The organism is uncultured Sunxiuqinia sp. (assembly GCF_963974515.1).
Lineage (GTDB): Bacteria > Bacteroidota > Bacteroidia > Bacteroidales > Prolixibacteraceae > Sunxiuqinia.
The window spans coordinates 115,597-140,714 of the sequence record NZ_CAXBDD010000001.1 but is presented as its reverse complement, the minus strand read 5'-3'; the positions used below and the strand labels follow the sequence as shown (position 1 = coordinate 140,714).

Below are 25,118 nucleotides of genomic sequence, written 5' to 3'. Positions count from 1 at the left end.
TTTCTCGAGATCGCATCAATCGCTTTTTACAAATCAATTTTTCCTCGCCATTTCTTCTTTTCTCCGGTTTGTTTTTTGGAGGTGATGCGCTTTTCGACCGATGTACGTGTAGGCCTGGTTGCTCTTCGTTTTTTGACCGGTCGAAGGGCTTTTGCAAGAAGCGCATAAAGCTTTTCAATTGTAATCTCCTTGTTGCGTAGTTGCGAACGTTCTTTTTGACTCACAACGATCAAGTCACCTTCGGTAGTTAGTTTATTGGTCAGCTTTTCCTGAAGAATTTCTTTTTGCTGATCAGTGAGCAATTGTGAGTTTTCAATATTGAAACGCAGCTCCACGCGCGAATCTACTTTGTTGACATGCTGACCTCCCGGACCACTGCTACGTGAAGTACGAAACGAAAATTCGCTGCTTAAATCAGGAATATGGACAGCATTCTCGGTCATAACCTAATTTATTTGCCCATTTTGAAAAGCAGTTCTTTTTCTTCCTTAGTTAGTGAGTCATAGCCCGATTTGCTGATTTTCTCCAGCACGCGGTTAATTTCTTCTTGTTTCAGGTTTCGTTGACGGTTATACTCAACATCGTCAACTGTTGTTCCTTTATAAGTCACCTTGATCTTTTGTTTGGGCTTAAAAAGTTTTTCTCCTTTAGTCAAAATACTCGATACGCCTTTGGTGAGGTCATTGTTCTTCCGGTATTGCAACACAAAGAGCATCCCCATGAACGCGCCACCTAAGTGTGCCAGGTTTCCGCCTGCATTCGACGAAGCAATGCCAATTACATACATGGCCAGTGAGACCAAGGCAATGTATTTCATTCGAATCGGTCCTATGAACAACAGGTTAATGGTGTGATTTGGCGCCCACATAGCCACTGCTATAACGATGGCAATAACCGATGCGGAAGCTCCCAGCAGCCTCGAAAAAACAACCATTTCAGTAAATGCCGGGAACAAATTATACGCCGCGAGGAAAAAGATTCCGCCGGCTATGCCACCCAAAATGTAGATACCCACCAACTGTTTAGAGTTGAAGTAGAACAGAAATATTTTGCCAAGCCAGTACAGCCAAAGGATATTAAAAAGGATATGCAGAAAGTCAAAATGCAGAAACATGTAGGTGATCAACGTCCATGGTTTGTAGGCCAGTTGGTTGATGTCGGCTGGAAGAGCAAGCCAGTTCACCAGCGAGAAATCCTTGTTCAGTAAAAAAAAGAAAACGTTGAGGACGCGGATAAAAAGGAATACCCCCAAATTGATATAGATCAAACGGGTAAGTACCGATCCCTTTTTGAATGACTCCTTTATTTCGTCGATAATACTCATAGTCACAGATTAGTAGAAGTTTCGCGTATTTTTGTTCCAGTAACGAATGAGCAGATACCCAAAAAGCATCCCTCCCAAGTGGGCAAAGTGGGCAACATTGCTTCCTGGACGCGACAAGCCAAGATACAATTCGATCAACCCGTAGCCAATCACAAAATATTTGGCTTTGATGGGGATAGGTGGAAACAGTAACATCAACTGCGTATTGGGGAACAACATTCCGAAGCCCAGTAAAACGCCGAATACTGCGCCGGAAGCTCCTACAGTCGGCACATTCAGTAAGAGGTTCAATTTACCCATTAAAGGGTCGGTGTAGTTTTTTCCCTGCATCCAAATATTGGCACCATTCTGCAAAACTAAATCAATTTGCTCGGGCGACATTTGTGATGTAACCGACTGGTATTCGATCCAATTGACAAAAGTGTGTAAGACTGCAGCTCCCAAACCGGTGGCAAAGTAATAAATAAAGAACCGCCGCGGGCCCCAAACACTTTCCAAAATCCGGCCAAACATCCACAGGGCAAACATGTTGAACAGAAGATGCGTAAAGCCGCCGTGCATAAACATGTGCGAAACAATCTGGTAGGGCTCGAATTTTGGCGACGCAATGTAATGAAGGCCAAGAATCCGGCTTAGCTCAATGCCTTGCATGCTCATGATGTAAGTCGCTAAAAGCATCAGCACGTTAATAATGATCAGGTTTTTGACAACCGGAGGTATTGAGCTTAAGTTGGGTCTGAAATTCTGCATAGTTGAAAATTTAGATGCTGGCTGCAAGAGCCACGCCAAAAGTTGTTTTCAATACAAAGTAAACAATTCTATAGACAATTTGTCACTTCAAAAGTTTTTCGAAATGCGCAATAGGAACAATTGTTAACACTTGCTTGCCCGTGGGCGAAAAGTTTGGTGTTGAGCAGGCAAATAACTGGTCAATCAATTGATTGATTTCCTCCTGCTTCAAGTTGTAGCCATACGAAATAGCCGAAGCCCGGGCAAGCGAAGCAGCCACTTTTTCGCGCGCTTTCTCCTTCAGGTCTGAGGCTGAGCTTTTCATGTCCTCCAGCAGGGTTTCGATAACGGATAAGGGCGACGAATTGTCCAGCATACCCGGGGTGCCATTGATGATGAAACTGTTGTTGCCAAAATCACGAATGTCGAAACCCAGCGCTTTCAAATCGTCCAAAACCGAGCGTAGCAACTCAGCATCGGCCGCATTCAAATCGAAGGTGTGCGGAAACAACTGTTGCTGGCTGACCGTTTCGTTGCTTTCGATGACAGCCATGAAGTTTTCAAAGAGAATGCGTTCGTGGGCCCGCTTTTGATCAATCACCATCAGTCCCGATTTTACCGGAGTGAGGATGTATTTGTTTTTAAACTGGATGAAGGTTTTTCCGGAGAATGGTTCTTCGTGCCGAATTTCCCCCGATGTTTCTTCCAATTGCGAAACCTCAGACTCGTCAGATGGTTGGTCTTTTTCAAAATCCTGGTACAGTTTTTCCCAGTACTGGGTTTGAGATTGATTCTTTAGCGATGAAGGATAAGAGCTGCTCCCGGATTGTTTCTTCTCCGAATCAAACGGGTTATAAGTGGGATCGATCTTGATTTGTGGCGGGCGAATGTCACCCGTATTTTTGGGTGCTACCGGAATGTCAAGGCTGCCCGCCTGGTCAAAATCAATGGAGGGAACTACATTGTGTTTCCCCAGCGATTCGCGAACGGTAGCTTTTATCATCTGCCAGATGGCCGATTCATTTTCAAACTTGATTTCTGTTTTTGTGGGGTGAATGTTGATGTCGATATTCTCTGGATTCACTTCGAAAAACAAAAAGTAGGAGGGAATGCTATCGGGCGGTAAAATCTTTTCATAAGCCTGCATCACTGCCTTGTGGAAAAACGGGTGCCGCATGAACCGCTTGTTGACGAAAAAAAATTGTTCGCCAAATGTTTTTCGGGCATGCTTGGGTTGCCCAATGTAGCCGCTTATTTTCACCAGACTGGTATCGGTATTTACCGGAATCAGATTTTGTGTGCTGTTCTTTCCAAACAGGGCGAAAATCCGCTTGCGAATGTTGTCCTGTCCCAGTTCATAAACCGTTTGTTGGTTGTGAATCAATGAAAAGGCAATATCCGGATTCGCCAGAGCCACGCGCTGGATTTCGTTGATGATGTGTTTTAATTCGGCGGCATTCGATTTCAAAAACTTACGCCGGGCAGGAACGTTGAAGAATAGATTTTTAACCAGAAAATTGGTGCCGTCGGCACAGCTGGTAGCTTCCTGCTTCAGCACGTTTGACCCGCTAATGTGGATCATGGTGCCAATTTCCTGATCATGTTGCTTGGTGTGCAGTTCCACATCAGCAATGGCAGCGATGGATGCCAGTGCTTCGCCACGAAAACCCATGGTGCGAATGGCAAACAAGTCTCTGGCAGCCTTGATTTTCGACGTGGCGTGCCGTTCAAAGGCCATGCGTGCATCGGTGTCCGACATGCCGCAGCCATTGTCGCTCACCTGGATGAGTGTTCGCCCGGCATCTTTCAAATTTATTTTGATATGTGATGCTCCGGCATCAATGGCATTTTCGACCAATTCTTTGACAACGGATGCAGGTCGTTGAATAACTTCTCCTGCAGCAATTTGGTTGGCAACCGAATCAGGAAGTAGTTGAATGATATCTGACACAGAAGAGTTTTAAAATTTTAAAAACAGGTAAGCAGCAATCGATAAAACAACAATCAGCGTAATCAACCGGGTGTTGGAACGGCGTCTGGCATCCGAGGCTGTTTTAGACGAATTGCCCATGGCCTGACGAAACTGCCCCCGAATATTGGGTCGGTAGTTTTTGTCAAATGCCTTTTTTTCATGAATACCCAACTCTTTTTTAATCCGGTCCTCACGGTTTTGCATTTCCTCTTTTTCCGGATCGTAATAGCGGAAAGGAATGCTGAAACGACGGTGGTTGGGTAAGTGAAAAAAATTACCGATCATGATTTTAAATTATTGATTGACTTGCAAAATTACAAAAATCAAGCCAGACGATGAAAGAGCGAAGGCAAAAAGATATGCGATGCAAATTCAAGCCACAAATGCGATAACCGGTTAATTCAGTTTCTCTCCACACTTTTTACAAAACAAGGCGTCGCTCTCATGCTTGTCGTGCAGACAATGTGGGCAAACCTGGGTGTTTGGGTGGTCTGTTGAACGGATCATCTCGGCAGTCACAATACCAGTAGGGACGGCGATAATAGCATAGCCTGCGATCATTAAGACACTGGCCAGTAGCTGTCCGGTTGGGGTTTGCGGTGATATATCGCCATACCCCACAGTCGTCATGGTCACAATGGCCCAGTAAATACCGGTTGGAATGCTGGTAAATCCATTCTCCGGTCCTTCAATCAGGTACATTAGGGTGCCAACGATCAGCACGACATTAATTACGAAGAAAAGGAATACAAATATCTTTTCGCGGCTGGCTTTCATGGCCAGGCTGAGATTTTTTCCGGCCATGGTGTAACGGTTCAGTTTGAAAATCCGGAAGATCCGCAACAACCGGATGGCACGAATCACCGCCAAGCTTTGACTGCCTATGAAAATCAGGCTCAGATAAGTGGGCACAACGGCTAGAAAATCGATGATTCCGTAGAAGCTGGTCACATATCGGAACGGACGTTTGACGACGAAAATCCGAACAACGTATTCTACGGTGAAAATGCCTGTAATCACCCATTCCAGAATTCTTAGCAAATCGAGGTGCCGGGCATTGATGGAGGGAACGCTTTCGAGCAAAACCAAAAGGATGCTGATTAAAATAATGACCAGCAAGACAACGTCAAAAAGCTTCCCTTTTGGGGTGTCGGCTTCAAAAATAATCTCGTAAAGTTTCTGTTTCAGGGGCATACTTTTTTGATTAGATTCGAGATTAAAGATAGAAAAAATGAACAACAGATTGAAAATCTGCAATTCAGTCTCAATGGTTTTGAATTTATGTTTTGTCTGGAGGTTAGACTTAAATTCCACTTCTATGATGATCAAAACCTTTGCTGCAGCAGTTCATGGTATTGATGCCGCGACGATAAGTGTTGAAACCGACGTAGCTCGTGTTGGTGGCGGCACTTATCCACAGCCGGACGAAATCTTGCTGGTCCACAATGGAGTGCTTTTTTTGGGATGAATTCCCTGATGTTGGTGGCTTCGATGAATCCCGGCCCCTGAGGTTATTACAATCACACAACCAAAGAATGCGTGTGCGCTCCGGGGGATGGTTCCCAAGTACCTAAGCAAAATTTCGAGTCCACTGCTCAATCGGATTGATATGCATCTGGAAGTAGTGCCGGTTGCCCTTCAAAGAAATAACGGGGCTGGCGGAGACGGAAAATAGCGAAGTGATCCGCGAACGGATGATTCGTGCCCGCAAAGTCCAATCGAAGCGATACAAGGGAATGGATGGTATTTTTTATAACGCACAAATGTCGTCCCGCCAAATTCACGACTACGTGGAGCTGGATGATGCCAGTAATATTCTGCTGAAAAATGCAATGGAAGAACTAGGGCTCTCAGTCCGGGCTTACGACCGGATTTCACGCGTTGCCCGAACCATTGCCGATCTAGAAGCGACTGATCAGGTTGAAGCGCATCACATTTCCGAAGCCATTCAACATCGGAGTTTGGACAGGGAGAACTGGGGAAATTGATTCAATTCAATAAATCGAATAGCCCGACATCAAGGTATTGAGCTGTTTCGGTTTGTAGTAGATTTTGCGTTTGTACTTTTTGTATTTTTCTGAAACGTTGGATTCATTCAAAACATAAGAAGAAAACTCCATGACTTGGTGCCCCAATCCATGTGCAATGGTGATTTCATCAACTTTTCGTTCCAGCTTTTTCCGGTAGGGGTGAAACAGGTAGCCGATGCCGGTGAACACAACTCCCACAGCGCTTTTTTCTTCATAATCCACCACGTGAGCCAATTCATGCCCGATGATGCCTACTTGCGCATTGAATGGAACGTCGCTCAAAAGCAGGCCTTTTTCGTTTTTGACACTGGTGTCGATGAAAATTTTGTATTTCCGGTTTTCCTTCTTTCTGAAAATGAAATCCATTGCCGGACGGGCGGCCATGGTTGTTTTAATGTCTTTCCGTACAAATTCAATATCGATTCCTTTCAGCTCAGGGTAGTAGCTCATAGCAATTTGCGCCTGCTCCTGGTAACTTTCTGCAAGCGCTCGGTGTTCATAGTCGTTATCATGCAATTGTGCCCGGTGAATGTTGAACGAATCGCTGTAGAAAATTTGAATGGGATCAGGCAATATGGCCCATGACTGGATGAAAAAGAAACCAAAAAGCAGGGTCAATAAATATTTCATATGGGGCGAAACTAATGAATTTCAGTTTGAGTTCCAAATGTCAGGTGTTGTTGTATTGTGTTGATTTTTAATGAAAATGAAGGGAAATGAACCTATGTTTTTGGAAAAAAGAGACTGTGCGCCACTTGTCATTGGGCTTAGCGGCGGGACCAGCTTGACGGTTTGTTCAATGATTCTTTCAGTGTGGTTTTAGTTTTCAAACAAAAGTTGCCCGACAAACAAATTCAATTTTTCAACGTACCTTTAGTCGTAAAATTTAAGAATCATGAAGCAAGATGAACCTTACAAACTAAATCGTCGAAATTTTATTCGCTTGTCGGCAGCAACTACAGCGGGAGCAACCTTACTTCCGCTCGATAATTTTGCTTTGGGCAAGCTCCCCACTCCGATGAAGCGGAAATTTGGTAAAATCGATTTTGAAGTCACAACGCTTGGCTTGGGAGGTCAGGCTTCCATCCAATGGACACCGGACGATGTTGATCCTGTTCCCATTATTTTGAAGGCGTTTCAAATGGGGATTAATTACTACGACACCTCCAACTTGTATGGCCCCAGCCAAACCAATTTTGGCAAAGCATTCCGCAAGTTGAATCTTATTCCAGGAGACGAAAATTACGATGAGAACCTGAGGAAGTCGATTTTTCTGACGACCAAAACACACATCCGTTGGGGGAATAATAATTTCCCTTCAGATTCGGATACCGTTCGCAATTGGACCAACGGAGATCATGGTATGGGAGCCATTGGAGATTTGAAGCGTTCGCTGTCGCAACTGTTTGGCGATGGCAAAGGCAACTATCCCGAAGGCGCCTATGTGGATATGATTCTGGCCCACAACCTGAATTTCATGGAAGAAGTGGACGTTTTATACAAAGGCTTGGAAACACCGCTTGATCCGGATGGGGAGTTTGGCGCTTTTGTTGCTCTGCGGGATTATCGTGACGGAACCAACTTGACCGGACTCAATCCCAAGCATGAAAAGCTGGTCAAGCACATTGGCTTTTCAGGCCACTACAGCGCCCCGGTCATGATGGAGATGATTCAACGCGATCGTTTCGATCTGCTGGATGCCATGCTGATTGCTATCAATGTAAACGACCGGCGGATGTTCAACATGCAGTATAACGCCATTCCGCTGGCCAAAGCAAAAAATATGGGTGTGATTGCGATGAAGGTATTTGCCGATGGGGCTATGTACGATAAAGAAGCCAAGTGGTCGAATGTTCCGGCTGATGTTGTCCGGCGGGTGGGAACCAAAGCGATTCCCAGCAGACCGTTGGTTGAGTATTCGTTGACGACACCCGGCGTGCATACTGCGATTATTGGCATTGGTCAAATTGATGATGATCCGATGAAATGCCAGTTGGTTCAGAACTTTTATGCCGCGCAAATTGGACCGAATGAATTGTCGGAACTGGAACGGCGTGAGCTTGAGGATTTGGGATTGAAGGCAAAAGACGGAAAAGCCAATTATTTTCAGATTGAAAGGCATGAGTTGAGCGCGCCGAATGATGTGAGTATCGAAAAGGCAGGAATGGATGTGGAAGTTTCCTGGCGAATGGCGTTTGCAGGTGACGAGCCACTTAGCCATTACGAAGTTTTGAAGAATGGACAAAAAGTTTCTGTGTTGGAGCATGAACCATTGGTTACCAAAGAAAAGATGATCTTTCGCATTTCTGATAGCCAGCCCGACGATCAATTTCAGGTCGTCGCGGTGGATCGAATTGGAAGAAGGGCCGTGTCGGAGTTTCTAAAAACATAAAACATTCGTTAAATAAAACGAAAAGCCTGTCTGTTATCATTCAATAACAAACAGGCTTTTTTAATTTTGCATAAAATGTGAAATCCTCGAAACATTTTGGATTCCTCGAGGTTTTAATTTCTAAACTGATAAAGAAAATCATATGGTTGATAAAATGTCTGATCCTATTGGCCGGCTCATGGGGCTTCGTTATAAATCACATCCATGGCACGGTGTGTACATTGGGAAAGATGCCCCCGAGAAGGTAACCGCTTTTATTGAAGTGGTTCCAACCGATACAGTCAAATACGAAATTGATAAAGACAGCGGTTATTTGCGACTGGATCGTCCTCAAAAGTATTCGAACGTGGTGCCTGCTTTATACGGTTTTATTCCACAAACATTTTGTGGCGATGAAGTAGGCGAATACTGCATGCAGAAGACAGGGAAAACTGGTATCAAGGGCGACGGTGACCCGATTGATGTATGTGTACTGACTGAAAAAGACATTACGCACGGTGATATTTTGGTTGATGTCAGGCCCATTGGTGGTTTCCGAATGATTGATGGCAATGAGGCTGATGATAAAATCATCGCCATACTCAACAACGATGTTGTCTATGAAGGCTATAAGGATGTTCAGGATCTTCCCCCGATTGTGGTTGAACGTTTGAAACACTACTTTTTGACATACAAGGATATGCCGGGAAAAGACAACGAAACGGAAATTACCCATACCTATGGCGCTGATGAAGCCTGCGAAGTAATGATGCACGCCATTTCCGACTACCAAAAACGCTTCGACAACTTGGGGAAATTAATGTATTAATTGGTACTATTTATTTCCGGCCATTAGTGGAAAATTCGCCATTTGTAAAAGTCACGTGTGATACCATCGAGAGTCAACTGTGACTTTTACCAGAGTCACACGTGATTTCATTCAAAGTTACGTGTGACTTTTCTAGCTGGCTAAACTTGGGTTAATTTTCTCTTCAAATTGATGTAGGAATAGTCAAACCCATTTTTCTCATCATGAAAGTTTTCCCGGCTAACCTGTTCCCATTCGTCGTAGTTAATTTCAGGGAAGTAAACATCAGCATCGAAATCCTGGTGTACAAGGGTTAGGTAAAGTTTTCCGGCCAGCGGATAAAATTGCCGGTAAATCATGCCCCCGCCAATGATAAATGCTTCGGCTTCATCTTTTACTTTTTCAATTGCTTCTTCAATCGACGAAACGACTTCACATCCGTCAAAACAGTCGTCTATCTGGTCACTGATCACAATGTGGCGACGATTGGGTAAAGGCCATTTGGGTAGCGACAGCAAGGTGTTGCGGCCCATAATAATGGTATGCCCCGAAGTGATTTCCTTGAAGTGTTTTAAATCGTTGGGCAGGTGAAACAGTAAATCGTTGTTTTTGCCAATCGCAAAATTTTGGGCAATGGCTACTATAATGGAAATATTTTCGTGAATCATGGGTTCTATTGATTAATTGAAGGCTTCACTTGAAGTGAAACCCCGAATGTTCGTATGTATTAAACCGAAACTTTGCCCGGAATGTGTGGATGAGCTTCGTAGTTGGTCAATTCAAAATCTTCGAACTTAAAATCAAAAATCGACTGAACATCCGGATTGATTTTCATTTGTGGCAGTTTCTTCGGGACACGGGTTAGCTGTAGTTTTACCTGATCCAAATGGTTCTGGTAAATGTGCACATCGCCACCGGTCCAAATAAATTCGCCAGGTTGTAAACCCGTAACCTGGGCCATCATCATGGTTAATAAAGCATAGGATGCAACGTTGAAAGGCACTCCCAGAAACACATCGCAGCTCCGTTGGTAGAGCTGGCAGCTCAGTTTGCCATCGGCCACATAAAACTGAAACAGCAAGTGGCAGGGGGGCAGGTTCATTTGGTCAAGCTCGCCCACGTTCCAGGCGCTGACAATTAGCCGGCGCGAGTTGGGATTGTTTTTGATGGACTGCACCACTTCCGAAATCTGGTCAATGTGCTTGCCGTCGGGCGTTGGCCACGAGCGCCACTGGTATCCGTAAATGTGACCCAGGTTGCCATCTTCGTCGGCCCATTCATTCCATATCCGAACGCCTTTTTCTTTCAGTGTATTGTTATTGGTGTCGCCATCCAAAAACCACAGTAATTCGTGGATGATGGATTTTAGATGAAGTTTTTTGGTTGTCAATACCGGAAAGCCTTCTTCCAGGTTAAACCGCATTTGGTATCCAAATACGCTGATCGTTCCGGTGCCGGTGCGGTCTTCTTTCTTAATACCATGCTTGGTTACATGATCCAGTAAATCAAGATATTGCTTCATGATTGTTCCTCCAAGGGGTTCGTATTCTGCCTGTCAATTTTTGAAATGGGGAAGTTAAGCTTTTTGGTTGAACAGGGAAAGGCAAACTTATAAACAATTGGCGGGCGAACATAAAAAGAGCGCAAGCAAAAATGCTCACGCTCTTTCGTTAAATGACCGGTACGATATCATTCAAATACTTCCTGCTCGGCAACAAAACCTTCAGAAATGACGGTCATTCTTACGTTTTGTTTATTCACCACCTGTCCTTCCAGCAGGATGGCAGGAACCAAACGGTGTCCGTTGTTAACCGTGAAGCTCATGTTGTCTGTTGGATCTTTGCCTTTTGCTAGCTTGACTGCCGCGGCCGCCGCATTAAAAGCCATGGACTCCAGGGGCTTATATACCGTAATGGTTTGGTTTCCAAAGACAATATTTCGAATGGCGTTGATGTCGGCATCTTGTCCGGCAATGAGGACTTCTCCATCCATATCGTATTCGTGCAGAGCCTGAATCGCTCCACTTGCTAATGCATCGTTTCCGGCTATAATGGCATCAATTTGTTCTCCGGCCTCCAACAGGTTTTTGACGATCTCGTAGCCTTGTTCCGGCTCCCATTCTTCCACAAAACTGTTGGATGTGATCTCAATATCACCTTTATCAATCAATGGCTGCAGGACATTCATCCAGCCCAGGTAGAGTTGCACTGAGTTGTTATCTTTGGTTGGCCCGCCAATAAGCACGTAGTTGCCTTCGGGCTTTGCTTTTGCCAGATATTCAGCTTGTTTTTCTCCGATTTGAATGTTGTCTGTTGAAATGTAGAAATCCAGGTCGCAATCCCAAATTAGCCGGTCGTAGGCCAATACCGGAATCTGGGTTTTTTTGGCTGTTTTCACAATGCCGGCAGCCACTGTTTTGTCAACCGGAATAATCACCAATGCGTCAATACCTTCATTGAATAATTCGAGTGCTTGCTGAAACTGGACTGAAGCATCTGAATCAGCAACTTTAACGATTACAGAACCTCCGAGTTCCTCGACTTTCTCGACAAAGAGATCCCGGTCTTTTGCCCATCTTTCTCTTTCAATTGTATCCATCAGTAGTCCAATTACGGGCTTGTTGTTACAACCGGAGACAAGAAAGATCAACATGAAAAATCCGAATATTAAGTTGATGTTTTTCATAACAGAAAGTTTTGAATGATTTTTATATCAAGTCTTACGTTAATAAAACACTGATTGTTAGGTATTAAAAAACATGAAGCCGGATGTAACCTTTGAATCGCAATTTGGAGGGGGTATTTGATACTCATGGCCAAACGGAGTGGCATCGCGCATGATGGTCTATATACTTAAAAATGAGGTTTTTGAGCGACTTTGATGCTCGTGTGTAACTTAAGATAACAGGGTAATTCTATTCTACCCTAAAATCATCCCAATAATGGTGGCCGACATCAACGAGGCCAGTGTGCCGGCGATTAAGGCTGGCATGCCGTATTTCGAGAGGGTGACCCGCTTGTTTGGGGCCAGCGCTCCAATGCCTCCGATTTGGATCCCAATGGAAGCGAAGTTGGCAAATCCACAAAGGATGTAGGTAGCCATGATGACGGATTTGTACTCAGCAAATTGTCCGGCTGATTTCAGCTCTGAAAGGCTGATGTACCCAATAAATTCAGTCAGAATAAGCTTTTCGCCCAGCAGTCGTCCAACCAAAAGAATATCTTGCTGGCCAACGCCAATGAGCCACATGATTGGCGCAAACAAGTACCCCATTAAAAATTGAAGCGATAGTTCGTTGAAGCGGCCATCTGTTCCCTGGGCTATCAGTGTGTTCAATCCGGTCCAGTCGCCAATTTTGCCAAAGGTGAAGTTGAGCATGGCAATTAAAGCAAGGAAAGCCAACAGCATGGCGCCTACATTTACCGCCAGCTTGAGTCCTTCCGACGTTCCGTTGGTGATGGCATCAAGCACGTTGCTGCCAATACGGTCTTTGCTAACTTCAATGTCTTTATTTACGGTGTCGGGGTTGGGCACCATGATTTTGGAAAAAATAACCGCGCCGGGTGCTGCCATTACCGAAGCAGTTAGCAGGTGCTTGGCAAATTCGAGCCGCAGCAACGGATCGTTTCCACCGAGCATGCCAATGTAGGCAGCTAATACGGCTCCAGCCAAGGTCGCCATTCCTCCGGTCATCACCAGCATGATTTCCGAGTTGTTCATTTTTGGCAGATAAGCTTTGATCATCAGCGGCGATTCGGTTTGCCCCAGGAAAATATTTCCAGCTACTGAAAGCGCTTCAGCCCCAGAGAGTTTCATGAGTTTTGTAAAAACCCAAGCCAGGGCCCACACGATTTTCTGAATAATTCCCCAGTAAAATAATAGGCTGGTCAGTGCCGAAAAGAAAATGATTGTTGGCAAAATTTGAAAGGCGAAGATCATTCCAAACTGATCGAAATCGACCAGGGTGCCAAACAAAAACTCGCTGCCTGCCTTGGTAAAATCAAGTACTTTGACGAAAATTTGCCCAAAAAAATCGAAGCCTGCACGTATGAAAGGAACATAAAGAACACCTAGTGCGAGCACAATCTGGAAAATCAATCCGATGCCAACGGTCTTCCACGGAATATTTCTTCGGTCTTTGGAGAGCAATGCGCCGAGGCCAACCAGCACCAGCATGCCCATTAATCCGCGAAAAATTGTGGTGAGGCTAAAAGCCTGTTCTGCGGATCGATCAATTAAAATATTCGAGTTCCTGCCGGAATCTTCCTGCACAATAAGGTTGTCTTTGCTGGTTGTTTGAGTGTTTGAATAAGCTGAGAAGGAGAGGGTGGTCAACAAACAGCATGTTGCCAGGATGAGGAATAAAAATTTGTTCATTTTCCGACAGATATTTATTTCTTGCGACGGTTTAGCTCATCTCTGATTTTGGAAGCACGCTCATAATTTTCATTGCTGACTGCTTCATTCAACATTTCTTTCAACTCATTTTCAGTATAACTCTCAAACTCGCTTCTTGAACCAGACTCGCTGGAGCGATCTTCAAATTCAACCGGATTTTCTCCTTCGGTGTCCATAACAATGCCGGCTTTTTCCAGAATATCTTCGTTGGTGTAAATCGGACATTTAAATCGAAGCGCTAACGCAACGGCATCAGAAGTTCGCGAGTCAATGCGGACTTCTTCTTCATCCAACGTACAAACCAGTTCAGAATAAAAGATACCTTCTTCCAGCTTGTAAATAACGACTTCTGAAACGTTAATATCGAAAGCAAATGCCAGGTTTTTAAATAAATCGTGCGTTAATGGTCGTGGTGGTTTCAAACCTTCCAGCTGAATGGCAATCGACTGGGCTTCAACTGGTCCAATGATTATGGGAATTCGACGGTCGCCATTTTCTTCGGCTAAAACCAAGGCGTAAGCTCCTGATTGTGTTTGACTAACTGAGAGTCCAAGAATATTTAGCTTTTTTTTCTGCATAAAAATAGAACATCAGCAATGTTTGCAAGCAAATATAACAATAGTTTTAGTGTTTCATTAAAATTCGAGCCTGTTTCTTAAATCCTCATTTAATTGAAATTACCCATCACAATTGTAATTCAGTTAGACTCAGTAAAAAAGATCAAGGAATCTTTGCTTGTCAGTAAAAAATATCTACTTTTGCAGTCCGAAGTTTTCGAGCAGGCTCTAAAAAGAGGAATACTACCATGTTTCCGCCTGCCGGAGGGAATTTTAAAAGATACAACATGTACGCTATTGTAGAAATTGCAGGACAGCAATTTAAAGTAGAAAAGGACAAAAAGATTTTTGTTCATCGTCTTCAGGAAGAAGCAGGTTCAAGTGTTGAGTTTGAAAATGTACTTTTAGTTGAAGATGAATCCGGTGTAAAAGTCGGAACACCAAAAGTAGAAGGTGTAAAAGTGAGTGCCAAAGTACTGGAACACATGAAAGGTGACAAAGTAATTGTCTTCAAAAAGAAAAGAAGAAAAGGTTACAAGAAGAAAAATGGTCACCGTCAGTATTTGACTCAGATTCAGATTGAAGATATTATTGGATAACCCTAAAAACATTAGACCATGGCTCATAAGAAAGGTGTCGGTAGTTCGAAAAACGGACGCGAATCGGAAAGTAAACGACTTGGTGTGAAAATTTACGGCGGTCAGGTTTGCAAAGCTGGAAACATTATTGTTCGCCAGCGTGGAACTTCTCATCATCCTGATAATAATGTTGGTATGGGAAAAGATCATACATTATTTGCATTAGTTGATGGAACTGTTGTTTTCAGAAAGAAAAGAGACAACAAATCGTATATCTCTGTTGAACCAATTGTGGCGGCAGAAAACTAAACGATTTTAAGATATGTTTAGGAGAATCTCCTGTCTTTGCTAAGGCAGGAGATTTTTTATTTTATAACTTTGCCCGACAAAATTTAAACCCGTTCAGAAATGCTCAATTTACGTTTTATCCAGGAAAACCCGGAGTTGGTTGTTGAAAAGTTGAAGAAGAAGAATTTTGATGCGTCAGCCATCGTTGAACAGATTAGTGATTTATACAAAGCCAAGAATGAAATTCAGGTGAAAGCCGATCAGTTCAAGGCTGAAATGAACCAGCTATCGCGCGAGATTGGGCAACTGTTTCGCGACGGAAAACAAACGGAAGCCAATCAGGCAAAAGAACGAACTTCGGAACTGAAGGAGAACATCAAACAACTGGATGAGGATTTTGCTAAAATTGATGAGCAGGTTTATGAGTTGCAGGTACAGCTTCCCAACTTGCCAGCCGACCTGGTTTCGGCCGGCAAAACACCGCAAGACAATGAAGTGGTGAAAACTGGAGGAGAACAACCAGCTTTGGGTGCGGATAAATTACCGCACTGGGAGTTGGCTGATAAATACGATTTGATTGATTTCGAGTTGGGAGTAAAACTGACTGGCGCCGGATTTCCGGTTTACAAAGGAAAAGGTTCACGGTTTCAGCGGGCACTCATCAACTTCTTTTTAGATGAAGCCCAAAAGGCGGGTTACCTCGAGATTCAGCCGCCCCTGATGGTCAACGAAGACAGCGGTTTTGGCACTGGTCAGTTGCCCGACAAGGAAGGGCAAATGTACCATGTTACAGAAGATAATTTGTACTTGATTCCAACCGCTGAAGTGCCGGTTACTAATTTGTATCGCGATGTGATTCTGGAAGCCAAACAATTGCCCGTTAAGAATACCGCTTACAGTGCTTGTTTCCGCCGTGAGGCCGGTTCGTACGGAAAAGATGTGCGTGGGCTGAACCGATTGCACCAATTTGACAAAGTGGAAGTGGTACAGGTCGCACATCCCGATAAAAGTTACGAAGTGCTGGATGAGATGGTTGCCTATGTGGAGGGCTTGGTTCAGAAGCTTGGGTTACCCTATCGCATCCTTCGTTTGTGTGGTGGCGACATGAGTTTTACCTCAGCGTTGACGTATGATTTTGAAGTATTTTCAGCCGGGCAGGAGCAATGGCTCGAAGTCAGTTCTGTTTCGAATTTTGAGTCGTTCCAGGCTAATCGTCTTAAGTTGCGTTTCCGCGAGGACGGGCAGAAGAGGCCACAGATTGCACACACACTGAACGGAAGCGCCCTGGCTTTGCCACGAATTGTTGCTGCCTTACTGGAGAATAATCAAACCCCCGATGGCATTAAAGTGCCTGAAGTATTGGTGCCTTATTGTGGATTTGACATGATAAACTAGTCAAGAAACTAGCCATTCTAATAACGAAAAAAAGAAGGCCGGGAAAAATTAGAGATTTTTCCCGGCCTTCTTTTTTGTATTTTTTTCTTGGAAATTATTTAACCAGCTTCGAAATTGCCCGAAATTCGTCGGCTGCCGACGAGCGGGTTAGCTCAAATAAAATAGATTCGTAGGAGGTCATCATGATCCCTTCGTGACGAAAACGCTCCGCAGCCAAATCCACATTGTCCAGTGAGCGCGACGACACACAATCCATGACCACTACGGGGCTATATCCCGCTTCTTTCAGGTCGATGGCCGTTTGTAAAACACACACGTGACTTTCAATTCCGCAAATAATGATGTTTTGAGCACCATTGATTTTTAGTTGTTCACGAACCGATGTTTCGTCGCAACAGCTGAAATCTCGTTTTTCAATCGGACTAAAATTGGTGATAAGAGAACCGATTTCGGTAATCGTTTCACCTAAACCTTTGGTGTATTGTTGCGTGACCAACAAGGGAATGTTGAGCGTACTTAATCCTTCGGTCAAAATTTTGCAGTTATGGACCAAGGTTTCGTTTTCGGCCATAGCAGGAACTAATCGTTCCTGCATATCAATCACCAATCCTACGGTATTTTCTCGGGTAATGCGCATGGTTTATTTTTTTGTTTGAAGCAGTCTCGCCTGGGTTCGTGATTTATCACCCAAATAGCCACCGTGGTGACGCTTGGCATAGTCTTCGTTTGTAAATCCAATTTTCTTCATCATCAGTACCACCAACACATCGCCAATAACCGTCATCGTGGTTGTAGAAGTGCTGGGGGTGAGGCCGAGCGTGCAAACCTCATCCGGATTGCCGGTAAACAGAACGGCATCAGCCAACTTGGCCAGATCACTGTCTGGGTTTCCAGTAATCACAATAATGGGAAGGTTTTCGTACAGGTTGTCAGCCAGGTTTACCAGTTCCAGAATTTCACGGGTTTTACCAGAATTTGAAATCAGCAGTAAGACATCGTTGGGCTGAATCACGCCCAAATCGCCATGTTGTGCATCGCTCGGGTGCAGAAAAACCGCCGGGGTGCCCGTTGAGCTAAAAGTAGTAGCAATATTTAGCGCAATTTGTCCCGCCTTGCCCATTCCACTTGCCACCAGTTTGCCTTTGTTCTGGTGAACCCGCTCTTCAATCACCCGGATGGCTGCTTCGTACTGGTCTGTTACAGGAATATTGGCAACGGCTTCTGCTTCCTGTTTAATGAGTTGAATAACTTCTTCTTTCATCGGTTATTTAATTATTCTGAAAAGGTAAAATTCAGCGATCATGTAAACTTCATATTGTCGTTTGAAGTGAAATATTCGCGGCCAAAATTACGGTTATTTTTAGCTTTAGCCAATGAAGTCCGCATTTTTAAGCGGAAAGCCTGGATTTTATTTCCGGATAAACCAGATTAGGCGAATTCACATCGAGGCGCAATCAGAAGGAAAATATTTGTTTTTCTAACGCCGATCAGACGGCACTGTCCTGAAAATGCAATCGATTGCAATAAAATAGAATATTTGGACAAACAATTCATTAAAACGGCTGTTCATATGTTATAAAATAGGGTGGGGCGTAGTCTGAAATACTTCCAGACCTATAGATATTTTGATACATTTATACCGAACTAGAATTTTCTAACCTTTTTTAATAAATAATTTATGAAGATACACGAATATCAAGCCAAGGAAATCTTCAAGAAATACGGCCTTCCGGTACCGAACGATGTGCTTTGCCAATCGGTTGAGGAAGTAGAAAAAGCAATGGCAAAGAAAGACGGTATGGTCGTCGTAAAAGCACAGGTGCTCGTTGGAGGACGGGGAAAAGCCGGTGGAGTAAAATTAGCCAAAACCAAGCAGGAAGCCATTGATGCAGCCGGCCAAATTTTAGGCATGGACATTAAAGGGCTAACAGTCGAGAAAATTTTGCTGGCGGACGCGGTCGATATTGAGAAGGAGTTTTATGTCGGATTGATTAACGACAGAAACACCAAATCGGTTACTCTGATGGCCAGTGCTGAAGGAGGAGTGGAGATTGAGGAAGTGGCGAAAAACACGCCTGAGCTTATACATAAGTTCCCGATCGATCCGCTGACAGGCTTGCTCGACTTTCAGGCTCGTGAAATTGGAATGCAACTGTTTGGCGATGTGAAGTTGGCGCGACAAGCCGCTGACATTCTGCAAAAGCTGTACACTCTCTTTGTGGAAACCGATGCAACCATTGCAGAAATCAATCCGTTGGTTTTGACGCCTGATCATAAGATATGGGCGATTGATGGCAAGATGAACTTTGACGATAGTGCGCTGTATCGGCAGCCCGAGATTGAAGCGATGCGTGAGGCTGATGAAGATGAACGCAAAGAGATTGAAGCTCACGAGAAAGGCTTGTCTTATGTGAAGTTGGATGGAAATATCGGTTGCATGGTTAATGGCGCGGGGCTGGCAATGGCCACCATGGACATGATTAAGCTGTATGGTGGCGAACCGGCTAATTTTTTGGATATAGGCGGAAGTTCCAATCCTCAAAAGGTGGTGGACGCCATGAATATACTGATTTCGGATAAGAATGTGAATGCGGTGATGATCAATATTTTTGGTGGAATCACCCGTTGCGATGATGTGGCCCGTGGCTTAATCGAAGCGCTGGATACCATCAAGTCGGATATGCCCATTGTGGTGCGCTTGTCGGGAACTAACGCAGAGGAAGGCTTAGCCTTGTTGAAGGAGAAGGGATTGCCGACCGTGCAAACCATGAGCGAAGCCGCTCAAAAAGCGATTGAGTTAAGTCGAGTTCAGGAATCATAAAAATCAAAAAAAATGAGTATTCTCGTAAATAAAGATACAAAACTGCTGGTGCAGGGAATTACAGGGCGTGACGGACAATTTCATGCCGGTCGGATGAAAGCATATGGAACCAATATCGTAGCCGGAACTTCGCCGGGGAAAGGCGGACAGGAGGTTGAAGGAATTCCGGTGTTTGACACCGTTTCTGAAGCCGTGAAGAAGACAGGCGCCAATACCTCGATCATTTTTGTGCCGGCAGCCTTTGCGGCTGATGCCATTTTGGAAGCATCGTACGCCGGAATTGAGTTGGTAGTTGCTATTTCCGAAGGTGTGCCCATTCAGGACATGATTCGGGTGACCTCCATTATTAAGCGAAACGGCACCAAATTGATTGGGCCAAACTGTCCGGGGTTGATTACACCCGATGAAGCACTTGTTGGCATTTTGCCAGGTATGATTTTCAAGAAGGGAAATGTTGGGTTGATGTCGCGGAGCGGCACGTTGACTTACGAAGTGGTGAATATGTTGACCATGAATGGTATGGGGCAGAGCACTGTTGTCGGTATTGGTGGTGATCCCGTAGCTGGATTGTACTACATTGATTTACTTGAAATGTATGAAAACGATCCGGAAACCGATGCAGTGGTGTTAATTGGTGAAATTGGCGGTGATGCGGAGGAGCAGGCGGCCGAATACATTGCCAATCACATGACCAAGCCGGTGGTATCCTTCATTGCCGGGCAGACAGCCCCTCCCGGGAAAAGAATGGGACACGCCGGAGCCATAATTTCCAGCGGTTCAGGAACAGCAGAAGAGAAAATTAAGGCCTTTGCCAAAGCCAATGTGCCAGTAGCTAAAGAGCCTTCCGAGATTCCAGGATTGCTCAAAGAAAAGTTGGCGAAAGTCAATGCATAGAACAAAGAAAATCCCGCTGGAGGCGGGATTTTTTCGTTTTCACTATTTTGTTAGCGAGCGTTCTTCGAGTTTGTTGAGCAGTGCGAGGAGCAGCTGGTTATTGTTTGTCATGGCATCTTGGTTGGACAGAATTTCTTGTTCCGTTTGAACGTAGGTGTCTTTTATCAATTCATTGTCGCAAGCTTTCAGTATCTCTTGCAAAGATTCGGGGGTCATTTCTAAATGAAATTGCACGCCCAAAACTTTATCTGAATAGCTGAATGCCTGTTGGACGCAAGCAACAGATCGAGCCAGGTGCGTAGCACTCTCCGGTAGCTTGAAGGTGTCGCCATGCCAATGAAAGACTTTGAACGTTTCTGGCACCCCGTGAAAAAGGAAATGCTGCTTTCCCTGCTGGGTGAGTTGTACATCAAACCAGCCAATTTCCTTTTCTTTGTTGCTGAAGATTCTGGCTCCCAGGGCGCTGGCAATAAGTTGTGAACCCAAACAAATTCCAAGAATGGTTTTGTGAGCGAAAATTGCTTCCTTCAGAAAATTCCTTTCGGCTTTGAGCCAGGGGTACAGTTCATCGTCGTAAACTCCCATGGGACCTCCCAGCACAATTAGCCAATCGAATTGGTTGAGATCAGGCAATTGATAGTGATCTTCGTAAAAGCGAGTATAGGTCAAATGGTGTTCCCGATCTTCAATCCAGCTTTTAATCGCGCCCAGTCCTTCAAACGGGACATGCTGAAGACAGTGAATCCGTTGTGTTCTCATCCAATCTATGGGGTTTGTGGTTGCGGTATGTGAAAAAAATCATGCACGAAGCAGGATTTTGAAAGCTACAATTTTTCGAGGTATTCAACGAAATCTTTCAGGTCGTCAAAATCCTTTTCTTTTTCGCAAGCCGAGGTAATCCAAGTCGACAAGTAGTTTGTTGGTTTGGAAATCAATACGTATTCGGTGTCGGTTTTCTGAGTTTGTGTAAAATCATTTGGATCATATAGGATTGCAGCGCCAATGTTGAGCTGAAAGGCAGCGACATCTTCGGGGTGCAAGCCCCAGGTGGCAAGATATCCATCGCCTTCTTTAGTGGAGGTTCCCTCATGATAATTAATTCCGGTGGTAAACTGAACGGGTTCAGAACTAAAAGCAAAAGCTTCTACTTTGGCTTCGCGTATTCCGGAGTAAACGGTCACCCGGATAAGCACATCAATATTGTCGCCCTTGTAAGGGACGTTTTCTGAAAGCATTTCCATATACGATTGGTTAGCTTCTTTTTTTACACGGGCAGTCCTTTTACTTACCGGATTGAGTAAAACAACTTGCTCGCCATCCCACAGTCGGACGCCTCCGAGTCCAACCGTTTGGCCGGCCTTATACTGGTCGGCTCCCCAGCCTTCTTCTTGCTGCCCGGGGGTTGGATACCATTTGGCCACTTCCAGTTCGAGCTGAGGTTTGGTTTTATTGTACACGTCGATGGCTACTTTGTGGTCAAAATAAAGTCGTAACCCCAGCCACTCATTTTCTACTGCCGGCCCGTGATGCCCAACTTTTTGATACAGATCACCAGTCTCAGACTCAATGATATTCACTTGCTCCGGACTATCTTTCCAGAATAAACTCACAGCTGTTTTGTTTTGTGCTGCTACCTGTAGTCCAATTATTGCGACAAAAAATAAGACGAATAGTGCTTTCATAAAGTATTGCTGATTATTGATTCGAATAACAAAGATAAAAATATCGGTGATGAAATTGCGGCTGCATTCGCAGATAGCGAATTTGCAGTCATTTAAATTAACGATTGGTAAGAAAATAAACGATCAGAAAAGCTCCGCCGACGGCAATAATTAGCGTAAGCAACAATGGTAATTTGGATGAAGGAGCATACGCATTGGAAGCAAGTTGATTGGCATTCTTTTTAAACTGAATGTAGGCGAAGATAGCCATGACGAGCCCGATTGCAACCATGATCATACCGACTATTGTTCCGTGGGGTTTTTCTGAGAAATCTTCCGCTTCAAGAACAAATGAAAGCTGTTTGAGAAAAAGATTAAACTTGGCAATGACAAAACCAAATCCCATCAGTGCGATACTGGTTCTAATCCAGGCCAAAAAGGTCCGTTCATTGGCTTGAAATTCCCTGGATTTGTCGTTTGTGGTATTTTCTTTAAGATCGGTCATTCTATTGCCCTTAGCTTAATTCCCGCATTTGCTCGGAAGGTAAACCCGCCCGACCAATTGCCCGGCGAAAAAAGCCCCAACCAAAATGGGATAGGTGTAAAAAGCGAAGCCAATATCACTGTAAATTCGGAGCATAATAACGAAGGGGACCGGAATATGAATGTAAACCCACCACATCAGACTAAACTTTTTGTGTTTTGATCGCAGGTAACCAAAGGGAATGTTGATAAAAAAAACAAGGAGGGCAACGAGTACAACAGTCATCTGTAAAACTTTGGCGTAAAACTAATCATATAAACTTAATTCCAAAGCATCAACGCTTTGGATTTTTCAAACAGCTTGCTTTTGCACTTGGGGCAGATGGCGAATTTCACCCGGTGAATATTGGTGTGTTTTAGCCGCGTGTTACAGTTGGCACATTTAAATTGGGTTTGATGAAGCAGATGGTCGCCATTCCAAACGGCAACAACCAGCTTATCGGACAGTTGAAGACATCGATGGCAGCGGTAAATTTTATATTCAGTTTTTAGTTGGAGTTGTTCGTGCGACTGGGCCAATGCTTTAATCTTTTGCCGGGTTTTGTAATGTAGTTTTATTTGGTTTGAATTCATGATTGACTCAGGCGTTTGGTCATGCTCCATAAAGCGCCAGCCTTCGTACAGTTGTTGGCTGTGGTTGCATTTTCGGCAGGTAAACAAGTAGGAGTATCCCATTGAGTGAAAGTTTTGTTTTCGAATGACAAGTTACGAAATGTATTGATTGGATCCATTGTTATTCAGTAGTTTAATGGCTGTTGTTGGGCATTGGCTTAACACGAAGTTTACATGAGAAACAGCTAAGCATCAGGTGTGAAAAATAAATCTATCTTTGCAGCTCAATTTTTTGCATCGGTGGCATAGGGGTGTATTGAAAAGTAAATTTTATTGTCATCAGTGCTTATTGGGTACGGAGAACTTGTTGTTCTTCGATAAAAATAAATACAATGATGACATTTGAACAGACGGGCATCAAACCCGAACTGCTTAGCGCCATTTCAGAAATGGGCTTTGAGCAACCTACTCCTATTCAGGAGAAAACAATTCCACATCTTTTAAATAACAAACACGACTTGATTGCCCTGGCGCAAACAGGAACTGGAAAAACAGCGGCTTTCGGGTTACCGATTTTGCATAACTGTGATGTGAGTAAAAAAGATATTCAGTCGCTGATTTTGTGTCCAACCCGCGAGTTATGTCTCCAAATTAGCCGCGACCTGGATGCGTTTTCAAAAAACCTGAAAGGGTTTAAGAATATTGCCGTTTACGGTGGTGCCGATATTAGCAAGCAAATCCGTGAGCTGCGGAGTGGTGGACAGGTAGTTGTCGGGACTCCGGGGCGGGTTCATGACCTGATCAGGCGGAAAGTACTAAATGTAAGCCAAATTCGCTGGATGGTATTGGATGAAGCGGACGAAATGCTGAATATGGGTTTCAAGGAAGAACTGGACGCTATTTTAGCTGAAACTCCGGCCATTAAACAGACCCTTTTGTTTTCGGCTACCATGCCGCGCGAAATAGCCAACCTGGCCAACAAATATTTGCATTCGCCCGAAGAAATTTCGGTTGGACGCAAAAATGAGGGTGCTGCAAATGTGGAGCATCATTATTATGTGGTTCAGGCCAGAGACAAATATGCGACCCTAAAACGGGTTGCTGACAATTACCCGAATTGCTATGCGATTGTTTTTTGCCGCACGCGTATGGAAACGCGTGATGTAGCTGAAAAGCTCATGGAAGATGGTTACAATGCCGATGCCTTGCACGGTGATTTATCGCAATCGCAACGCGACTATGTGATGGGCCGTTTTCGCACGGGGCAACTTCAGATGTTGGTGGCAACCGATGTAGCTGCCCGCGGATTGGATGTAAATAGCCTGAGCCACGTAATTAACTATAGCTTGCCGGATGACCCGGAAGCATACATCCACCGAAGTGGACGGACTGGGAGAGCCGGAAAAAGCGGGATTTCAGTTTCGATTTTGCACATGCGCGAAACTGGGAAGCTGCGTCATATTGAAAAACTTCTGAATAAACGTTTTGAGCGCAAAGATGTGCCAGGTGGAGAAGAAATTTGCGAGGTGCAGTTGATGCACTTGGTTGATAAAGTGGCGCAAGTAGAGGTCAACGATTCGAAAATCGATCCCTACATGCCTGCCATTATGGAGAAATTTGAAGGACTAACCAGCGAGGAAATTCTGAAGCGCTTTGTATCGGCCGAGTTTAACCGTTTTTTAGCCTATTATAAAAATGCCCCCGACTTGAATGTACGCGGACAGGAACGGAAAACCTACGATAAGCAACGCGGCGGCAGAGGCAGTGATCGGGGAGATCGAGGAGATCGAGGAAACGATTATGGAAATGACGGTATGAGTTTTAGCCGTTTGTTTATTAATGCAGGTAAAAAGCAAAACTTGAATGCTTCGCGACTTTTAGGCTTGATTAATGAGCATTCAAAACGGAAGAATGTTGAAATCGGCAAGATTGATATTCAGCGTAAATTCTCCTTTTTTGAAATTGACAGTCGCTTTGAGAAAGAATTGATTCAATCCATGAACAGCTCTTCGCTTGATGGGCATTCGCTGGAGGTTGACCGGGTAACCGGTGAGGAACACGTTTCGGTTCCGAAGATAAAAAAGAAAAAGAGCCAAATGGATCAGCCGCGAGCTAAACGCAAGCGGACCAAAAGATAAAACAAAAGCGGTGTGAAATTCAAGTTCACACCGCTTTTTCATTAGGCATGGTTAGCGGG

The 25,118-nt window shown here is 44.3% G+C and carries 29 protein-coding genes; 10 read left to right on the top strand and 19 right to left on the bottom strand.

From position 1 onward, the window contains the following. Positions 1-26: 26 nt before the first annotated feature. From arfB to AAC033_RS00620, 6 genes are all read right to left on the bottom strand, one after another. A complete protein-coding gene (gene arfB, locus AAC033_RS00645; RefSeq protein ID WP_339734276.1) occupies positions 27-443 on the bottom strand; it encodes an alternative ribosome rescue aminoacyl-tRNA hydrolase ArfB in 417 nt (138 codons plus the stop codon). Between the two features lie 8 nt (positions 444-451). Continuing rightward, entirely contained in the window at positions 452-1,324 is an 873-nt protein-coding gene (locus tag AAC033_RS00640) for a rhomboid family intramembrane serine protease (RefSeq protein WP_339734274.1), read from the bottom strand. 9 nt (positions 1,325-1,333) lie between these two features. Further along, a complete protein-coding gene (locus tag AAC033_RS00635) occupies positions 1,334-2,074 on the bottom strand; it encodes a rhomboid family intramembrane serine protease (RefSeq protein WP_339734272.1) in 741 nt (246 codons plus the stop codon). A gap of 82 nt (positions 2,075-2,156) precedes the next feature. Further along, on the bottom strand, positions 2,157-4,004 hold the full coding sequence (gene mutL, locus AAC033_RS00630; protein WP_339734270.1) for a DNA mismatch repair endonuclease MutL: 1,848 nt from the start codon (positions 4,002-4,004) through the stop codon (positions 2,157-2,159). A 9-nt stretch (positions 4,005-4,013) separates the two neighbouring features. Further along, positions 4,014-4,310, bottom strand: coding sequence for a hypothetical protein (locus AAC033_RS00625; protein ID WP_339734268.1), 297 nt, complete (start codon positions 4,308-4,310; stop codon positions 4,014-4,016). A gap of 111 nt (positions 4,311-4,421) precedes the next feature. Then, on the bottom strand, positions 4,422-5,219 hold the full coding sequence (locus tag AAC033_RS00620; RefSeq protein WP_339734266.1) for an ion transporter: 798 nt from the start codon (positions 5,217-5,219) through the stop codon (positions 4,422-4,424). A gap of 124 nt (positions 5,220-5,343) precedes the next feature. On the opposite strand from AAC033_RS00620, the gene AAC033_RS00615 reads away from it, so the two are divergent. Further along, a complete protein-coding gene (locus tag AAC033_RS00615; protein ID WP_339734264.1) occupies positions 5,344-5,493 on the top strand; it encodes an ATP-binding protein in 150 nt (49 codons plus the stop codon). A 163-nt stretch (positions 5,494-5,656) separates the two neighbouring features. After that, positions 5,657-6,013 carry a hypothetical protein gene (locus AAC033_RS00610; RefSeq protein WP_339734262.1) on the top strand — a complete coding sequence of 119 codons (357 nt, stop codon included), beginning with the start codon at positions 5,657-5,659 and terminating at the stop codon, positions 6,011-6,013. A 6-nt stretch (positions 6,014-6,019) separates the two neighbouring features. On the opposite strand, the gene AAC033_RS00605 is transcribed toward AAC033_RS00610, so the two are convergent. Beyond that, positions 6,020-6,685: a hypothetical protein gene (locus AAC033_RS00605; RefSeq protein WP_339734260.1), complete on the bottom strand. Its 666-nt coding sequence runs from the start codon at positions 6,683-6,685 to the stop codon at positions 6,020-6,022. 265 nt (positions 6,686-6,950) lie between these two features. Between AAC033_RS00605 and AAC033_RS00600 the strand changes: the two genes are divergently transcribed. Together AAC033_RS00600 and AAC033_RS00595 are read left to right on the top strand one after the other, a co-directional pair. Next, the gene (locus tag AAC033_RS00600) at positions 6,951-8,447 is read left to right on the top strand and encodes an aldo/keto reductase (RefSeq protein ID WP_339734258.1); all 1,497 of its coding nucleotides are present in this window, start codon (positions 6,951-6,953) and stop codon (positions 8,445-8,447) included. Positions 8,448-8,589: 142 nt separating this feature from the next. Next, positions 8,590-9,255 carry an inorganic pyrophosphatase gene (locus AAC033_RS00595; RefSeq protein WP_339734256.1) on the top strand — a complete coding sequence of 222 codons (666 nt, stop codon included), beginning with the start codon at positions 8,590-8,592 and terminating at the stop codon, positions 9,253-9,255. Positions 9,256-9,395: 140 nt separating this feature from the next. Here AAC033_RS00595 and AAC033_RS00590 read toward each other — a convergent pair whose 3' ends face one another. The 5 genes from AAC033_RS00590 to AAC033_RS00570 form a co-directional block, all read right to left on the bottom strand. Continuing rightward, complete coding sequence (locus AAC033_RS00590; RefSeq protein ID WP_339734254.1) at positions 9,396-9,902, bottom strand: dihydrofolate reductase; 507 nt, start codon at positions 9,900-9,902, stop codon at positions 9,396-9,398. A 59-nt stretch (positions 9,903-9,961) separates the two neighbouring features. Next, on the bottom strand, positions 9,962-10,756 hold the full coding sequence (locus AAC033_RS00585; RefSeq protein ID WP_339734252.1) for a thymidylate synthase: 795 nt from the start codon (positions 10,754-10,756) through the stop codon (positions 9,962-9,964). A 167-nt stretch (positions 10,757-10,923) separates the two neighbouring features. After that, the gene (locus tag AAC033_RS00580) at positions 10,924-11,919 is read right to left on the bottom strand and encodes a substrate-binding domain-containing protein (RefSeq protein ID WP_339734250.1); all 996 of its coding nucleotides are present in this window, start codon (positions 11,917-11,919) and stop codon (positions 10,924-10,926) included. Positions 11,920-12,153: 234 nt separating this feature from the next. Beyond that, a complete protein-coding gene (locus AAC033_RS00575) occupies positions 12,154-13,611 on the bottom strand; it encodes a nucleoside transporter C-terminal domain-containing protein (RefSeq protein ID WP_339734248.1) in 1,458 nt (485 codons plus the stop codon). A 14-nt stretch (positions 13,612-13,625) separates the two neighbouring features. Beyond that, a complete protein-coding gene (locus AAC033_RS00570; RefSeq protein ID WP_339734246.1) occupies positions 13,626-14,210 on the bottom strand; it encodes a bifunctional nuclease family protein in 585 nt (194 codons plus the stop codon). Between the two features lie 266 nt (positions 14,211-14,476). Here AAC033_RS00570 and rplU point away from each other — a divergent pair, with 266 nt between their 5' ends. The 3 genes from rplU (at position 14,477) to serS (ending at position 16,450) form a co-directional block, all read left to right on the top strand. Beyond that, positions 14,477-14,788, top strand: coding sequence for a 50S ribosomal protein L21 (gene rplU, locus AAC033_RS00565; protein WP_339734244.1), 312 nt, complete (start codon positions 14,477-14,479; stop codon positions 14,786-14,788). Between the two features lie 18 nt (positions 14,789-14,806). Next, a complete protein-coding gene (gene rpmA / locus AAC033_RS00560; protein WP_339734242.1) occupies positions 14,807-15,076 on the top strand; it encodes a 50S ribosomal protein L27 in 270 nt (89 codons plus the stop codon). Positions 15,077-15,175: 99 nt separating this feature from the next. Further along, positions 15,176-16,450 carry a serine--tRNA ligase gene (gene serS, locus AAC033_RS00555; RefSeq protein ID WP_339734240.1) on the top strand — a complete coding sequence of 425 codons (1,275 nt, stop codon included), beginning with the start codon at positions 15,176-15,178 and terminating at the stop codon, positions 16,448-16,450. A gap of 94 nt (positions 16,451-16,544) precedes the next feature. Here the strand turns inward: serS and AAC033_RS00550 are convergent, their stop codons facing one another. Further along, positions 16,545-17,087: an isochorismatase family protein gene (locus AAC033_RS00550; protein ID WP_339734238.1), complete on the bottom strand. Its 543-nt coding sequence runs from the start codon at positions 17,085-17,087 to the stop codon at positions 16,545-16,547. 3 nt (positions 17,088-17,090) lie between these two features. Further along, positions 17,091-17,711 (bottom strand): SIS domain-containing protein, encoded by a 621-nt coding sequence (locus AAC033_RS00545; protein ID WP_339734236.1) that lies wholly within the window; start codon positions 17,709-17,711, stop codon positions 17,091-17,093. A 417-nt stretch (positions 17,712-18,128) separates the two neighbouring features. On the opposite strand from AAC033_RS00545, the gene sucC reads away from it, so the two are divergent. Together sucC and sucD are read left to right on the top strand one after the other, a co-directional pair. Beyond that, entirely contained in the window at positions 18,129-19,271 is a 1,143-nt protein-coding gene (gene sucC, locus AAC033_RS00540) for an ADP-forming succinate--CoA ligase subunit beta (protein ID WP_339734234.1), read from the top strand. Positions 19,272-19,283: 12 nt separating this feature from the next. Beyond that, complete coding sequence (gene sucD / locus AAC033_RS00535) at positions 19,284-20,165, top strand: succinate--CoA ligase subunit alpha (protein ID WP_339734232.1); 882 nt, start codon at positions 19,284-19,286, stop codon at positions 20,163-20,165. Positions 20,166-20,207: 42 nt separating this feature from the next. Here the strand turns inward: sucD and AAC033_RS00530 are convergent, their stop codons facing one another. From AAC033_RS00530 to AAC033_RS00510, 5 genes are all read right to left on the bottom strand, one after another. Then, complete coding sequence (locus tag AAC033_RS00530; protein WP_339734230.1) at positions 20,208-20,924, bottom strand: type 1 glutamine amidotransferase; 717 nt, start codon at positions 20,922-20,924, stop codon at positions 20,208-20,210. 65 nt (positions 20,925-20,989) lie between these two features. Further along, positions 20,990-21,847: a DUF4861 family protein gene (locus AAC033_RS00525; RefSeq protein ID WP_339734228.1), complete on the bottom strand. Its 858-nt coding sequence runs from the start codon at positions 21,845-21,847 to the stop codon at positions 20,990-20,992. A 97-nt stretch (positions 21,848-21,944) separates the two neighbouring features. Continuing rightward, a complete protein-coding gene (locus AAC033_RS00520; RefSeq protein ID WP_339734226.1) occupies positions 21,945-22,331 on the bottom strand; it encodes a DUF202 domain-containing protein in 387 nt (128 codons plus the stop codon). Positions 22,332-22,346: 15 nt separating this feature from the next. After that, positions 22,347-22,595, bottom strand: a complete 249-nt coding sequence (locus AAC033_RS00515) for a hypothetical protein (protein ID WP_339734224.1) — start codon at positions 22,593-22,595, stop codon at positions 22,347-22,349. Between the two features lie 35 nt (positions 22,596-22,630). Further along, on the bottom strand, positions 22,631-23,044 hold the full coding sequence (locus AAC033_RS00510) for a hypothetical protein (RefSeq protein ID WP_339734222.1): 414 nt from the start codon (positions 23,042-23,044) through the stop codon (positions 22,631-22,633). Positions 23,045-23,313: 269 nt separating this feature from the next. Between AAC033_RS00510 and AAC033_RS00505 the strand changes: the two genes are divergently transcribed. Continuing rightward, positions 23,314-25,059 (top strand): DEAD/DEAH box helicase, encoded by a 1,746-nt coding sequence (locus tag AAC033_RS00505; protein WP_339734220.1) that lies wholly within the window; start codon positions 23,314-23,316, stop codon positions 25,057-25,059. Positions 25,060-25,118 lie beyond the last annotated feature (59 nt).

Coding starts and splice junctions, on each gene's coding strand:
- AAC033_RS00530 (WP_339734230.1), bottom strand. CDS start 20,924: ATGAGAACACAACGGATTCACTGTCTTCAGCATGTCCCGTTTGAAGGA.
- AAC033_RS00505 (WP_339734220.1), top strand. CDS start 23,314: ATGATGACATTTGAACAGACGGGCATCAAACCCGAACTGCTTAGCGCC.
- AAC033_RS00575 (WP_339734248.1), bottom strand. CDS start 13,611: ATGAACAAATTTTTATTCCTCATCCTGGCAACATGCTGTTTGTTGACC.
- AAC033_RS00520 (WP_339734226.1), bottom strand. CDS start 22,331: ATGACCGATCTTAAAGAAAATACCACAAACGACAAATCCAGGGAATTT.
- AAC033_RS00570 (WP_339734246.1), bottom strand. CDS start 14,210: ATGCAGAAAAAAAAGCTAAATATTCTTGGACTCTCAGTTAGTCAAACA.
- AAC033_RS00600 (WP_339734258.1), top strand. CDS start 6,951: ATGAAGCAAGATGAACCTTACAAACTAAATCGTCGAAATTTTATTCGC.
- AAC033_RS00585 (WP_339734252.1), bottom strand. CDS start 10,756: ATGAAGCAATATCTTGATTTACTGGATCATGTAACCAAGCATGGTATT.
- AAC033_RS00605 (WP_339734260.1), bottom strand. CDS start 6,685: ATGAAATATTTATTGACCCTGCTTTTTGGTTTCTTTTTCATCCAGTCA.
- AAC033_RS00525 (WP_339734228.1), bottom strand. CDS start 21,847: ATGAAAGCACTATTCGTCTTATTTTTTGTCGCAATAATTGGACTACAG.
- AAC033_RS00545 (WP_339734236.1), bottom strand. CDS start 17,711: ATGAAAGAAGAAGTTATTCAACTCATTAAACAGGAAGCAGAAGCCGTT.
- sucD (WP_339734232.1), top strand. CDS start 19,284: ATGAGTATTCTCGTAAATAAAGATACAAAACTGCTGGTGCAGGGAATT.
- serS (WP_339734240.1), top strand. CDS start 15,176: ATGCTCAATTTACGTTTTATCCAGGAAAACCCGGAGTTGGTTGTTGAA.
- rpmA (WP_339734242.1), top strand. CDS start 14,807: ATGGCTCATAAGAAAGGTGTCGGTAGTTCGAAAAACGGACGCGAATCG.
- AAC033_RS00590 (WP_339734254.1), bottom strand. CDS start 9,902: ATGATTCACGAAAATATTTCCATTATAGTAGCCATTGCCCAAAATTTT.
- AAC033_RS00510 (WP_339734222.1), bottom strand. CDS start 23,044: ATGGGATACTCCTACTTGTTTACCTGCCGAAAATGCAACCACAGCCAA.
- AAC033_RS00550 (WP_339734238.1), bottom strand. CDS start 17,087: ATGCGCATTACCCGAGAAAATACCGTAGGATTGGTGATTGATATGCAG.
- AAC033_RS00615 (WP_339734264.1), top strand. CDS start 5,344: ATGATGATCAAAACCTTTGCTGCAGCAGTTCATGGTATTGATGCCGCG.
- AAC033_RS00515 (WP_339734224.1), bottom strand. CDS start 22,595: ATGACTGTTGTACTCGTTGCCCTCCTTGTTTTTTTTATCAACATTCCC.
- AAC033_RS00640 (WP_339734274.1), bottom strand. CDS start 1,324: ATGAGTATTATCGACGAAATAAAGGAGTCATTCAAAAAGGGATCGGTA.
- AAC033_RS00620 (WP_339734266.1), bottom strand. CDS start 5,219: ATGCCCCTGAAACAGAAACTTTACGAGATTATTTTTGAAGCCGACACC.
- AAC033_RS00580 (WP_339734250.1), bottom strand. CDS start 11,919: ATGAAAAACATCAACTTAATATTCGGATTTTTCATGTTGATCTTTCTT.
- AAC033_RS00635 (WP_339734272.1), bottom strand. CDS start 2,074: ATGCAGAATTTCAGACCCAACTTAAGCTCAATACCTCCGGTTGTCAAA.
- AAC033_RS00595 (WP_339734256.1), top strand. CDS start 8,590: ATGGTTGATAAAATGTCTGATCCTATTGGCCGGCTCATGGGGCTTCGT.
- arfB (WP_339734276.1), bottom strand. CDS start 443: ATGACCGAGAATGCTGTCCATATTCCTGATTTAAGCAGCGAATTTTCG.
- rplU (WP_339734244.1), top strand. CDS start 14,477: ATGTACGCTATTGTAGAAATTGCAGGACAGCAATTTAAAGTAGAAAAG.
- AAC033_RS00625 (WP_339734268.1), bottom strand. CDS start 4,310: ATGATCGGTAATTTTTTTCACTTACCCAACCACCGTCGTTTCAGCATT.
- sucC (WP_339734234.1), top strand. CDS start 18,129: ATGAAGATACACGAATATCAAGCCAAGGAAATCTTCAAGAAATACGGC.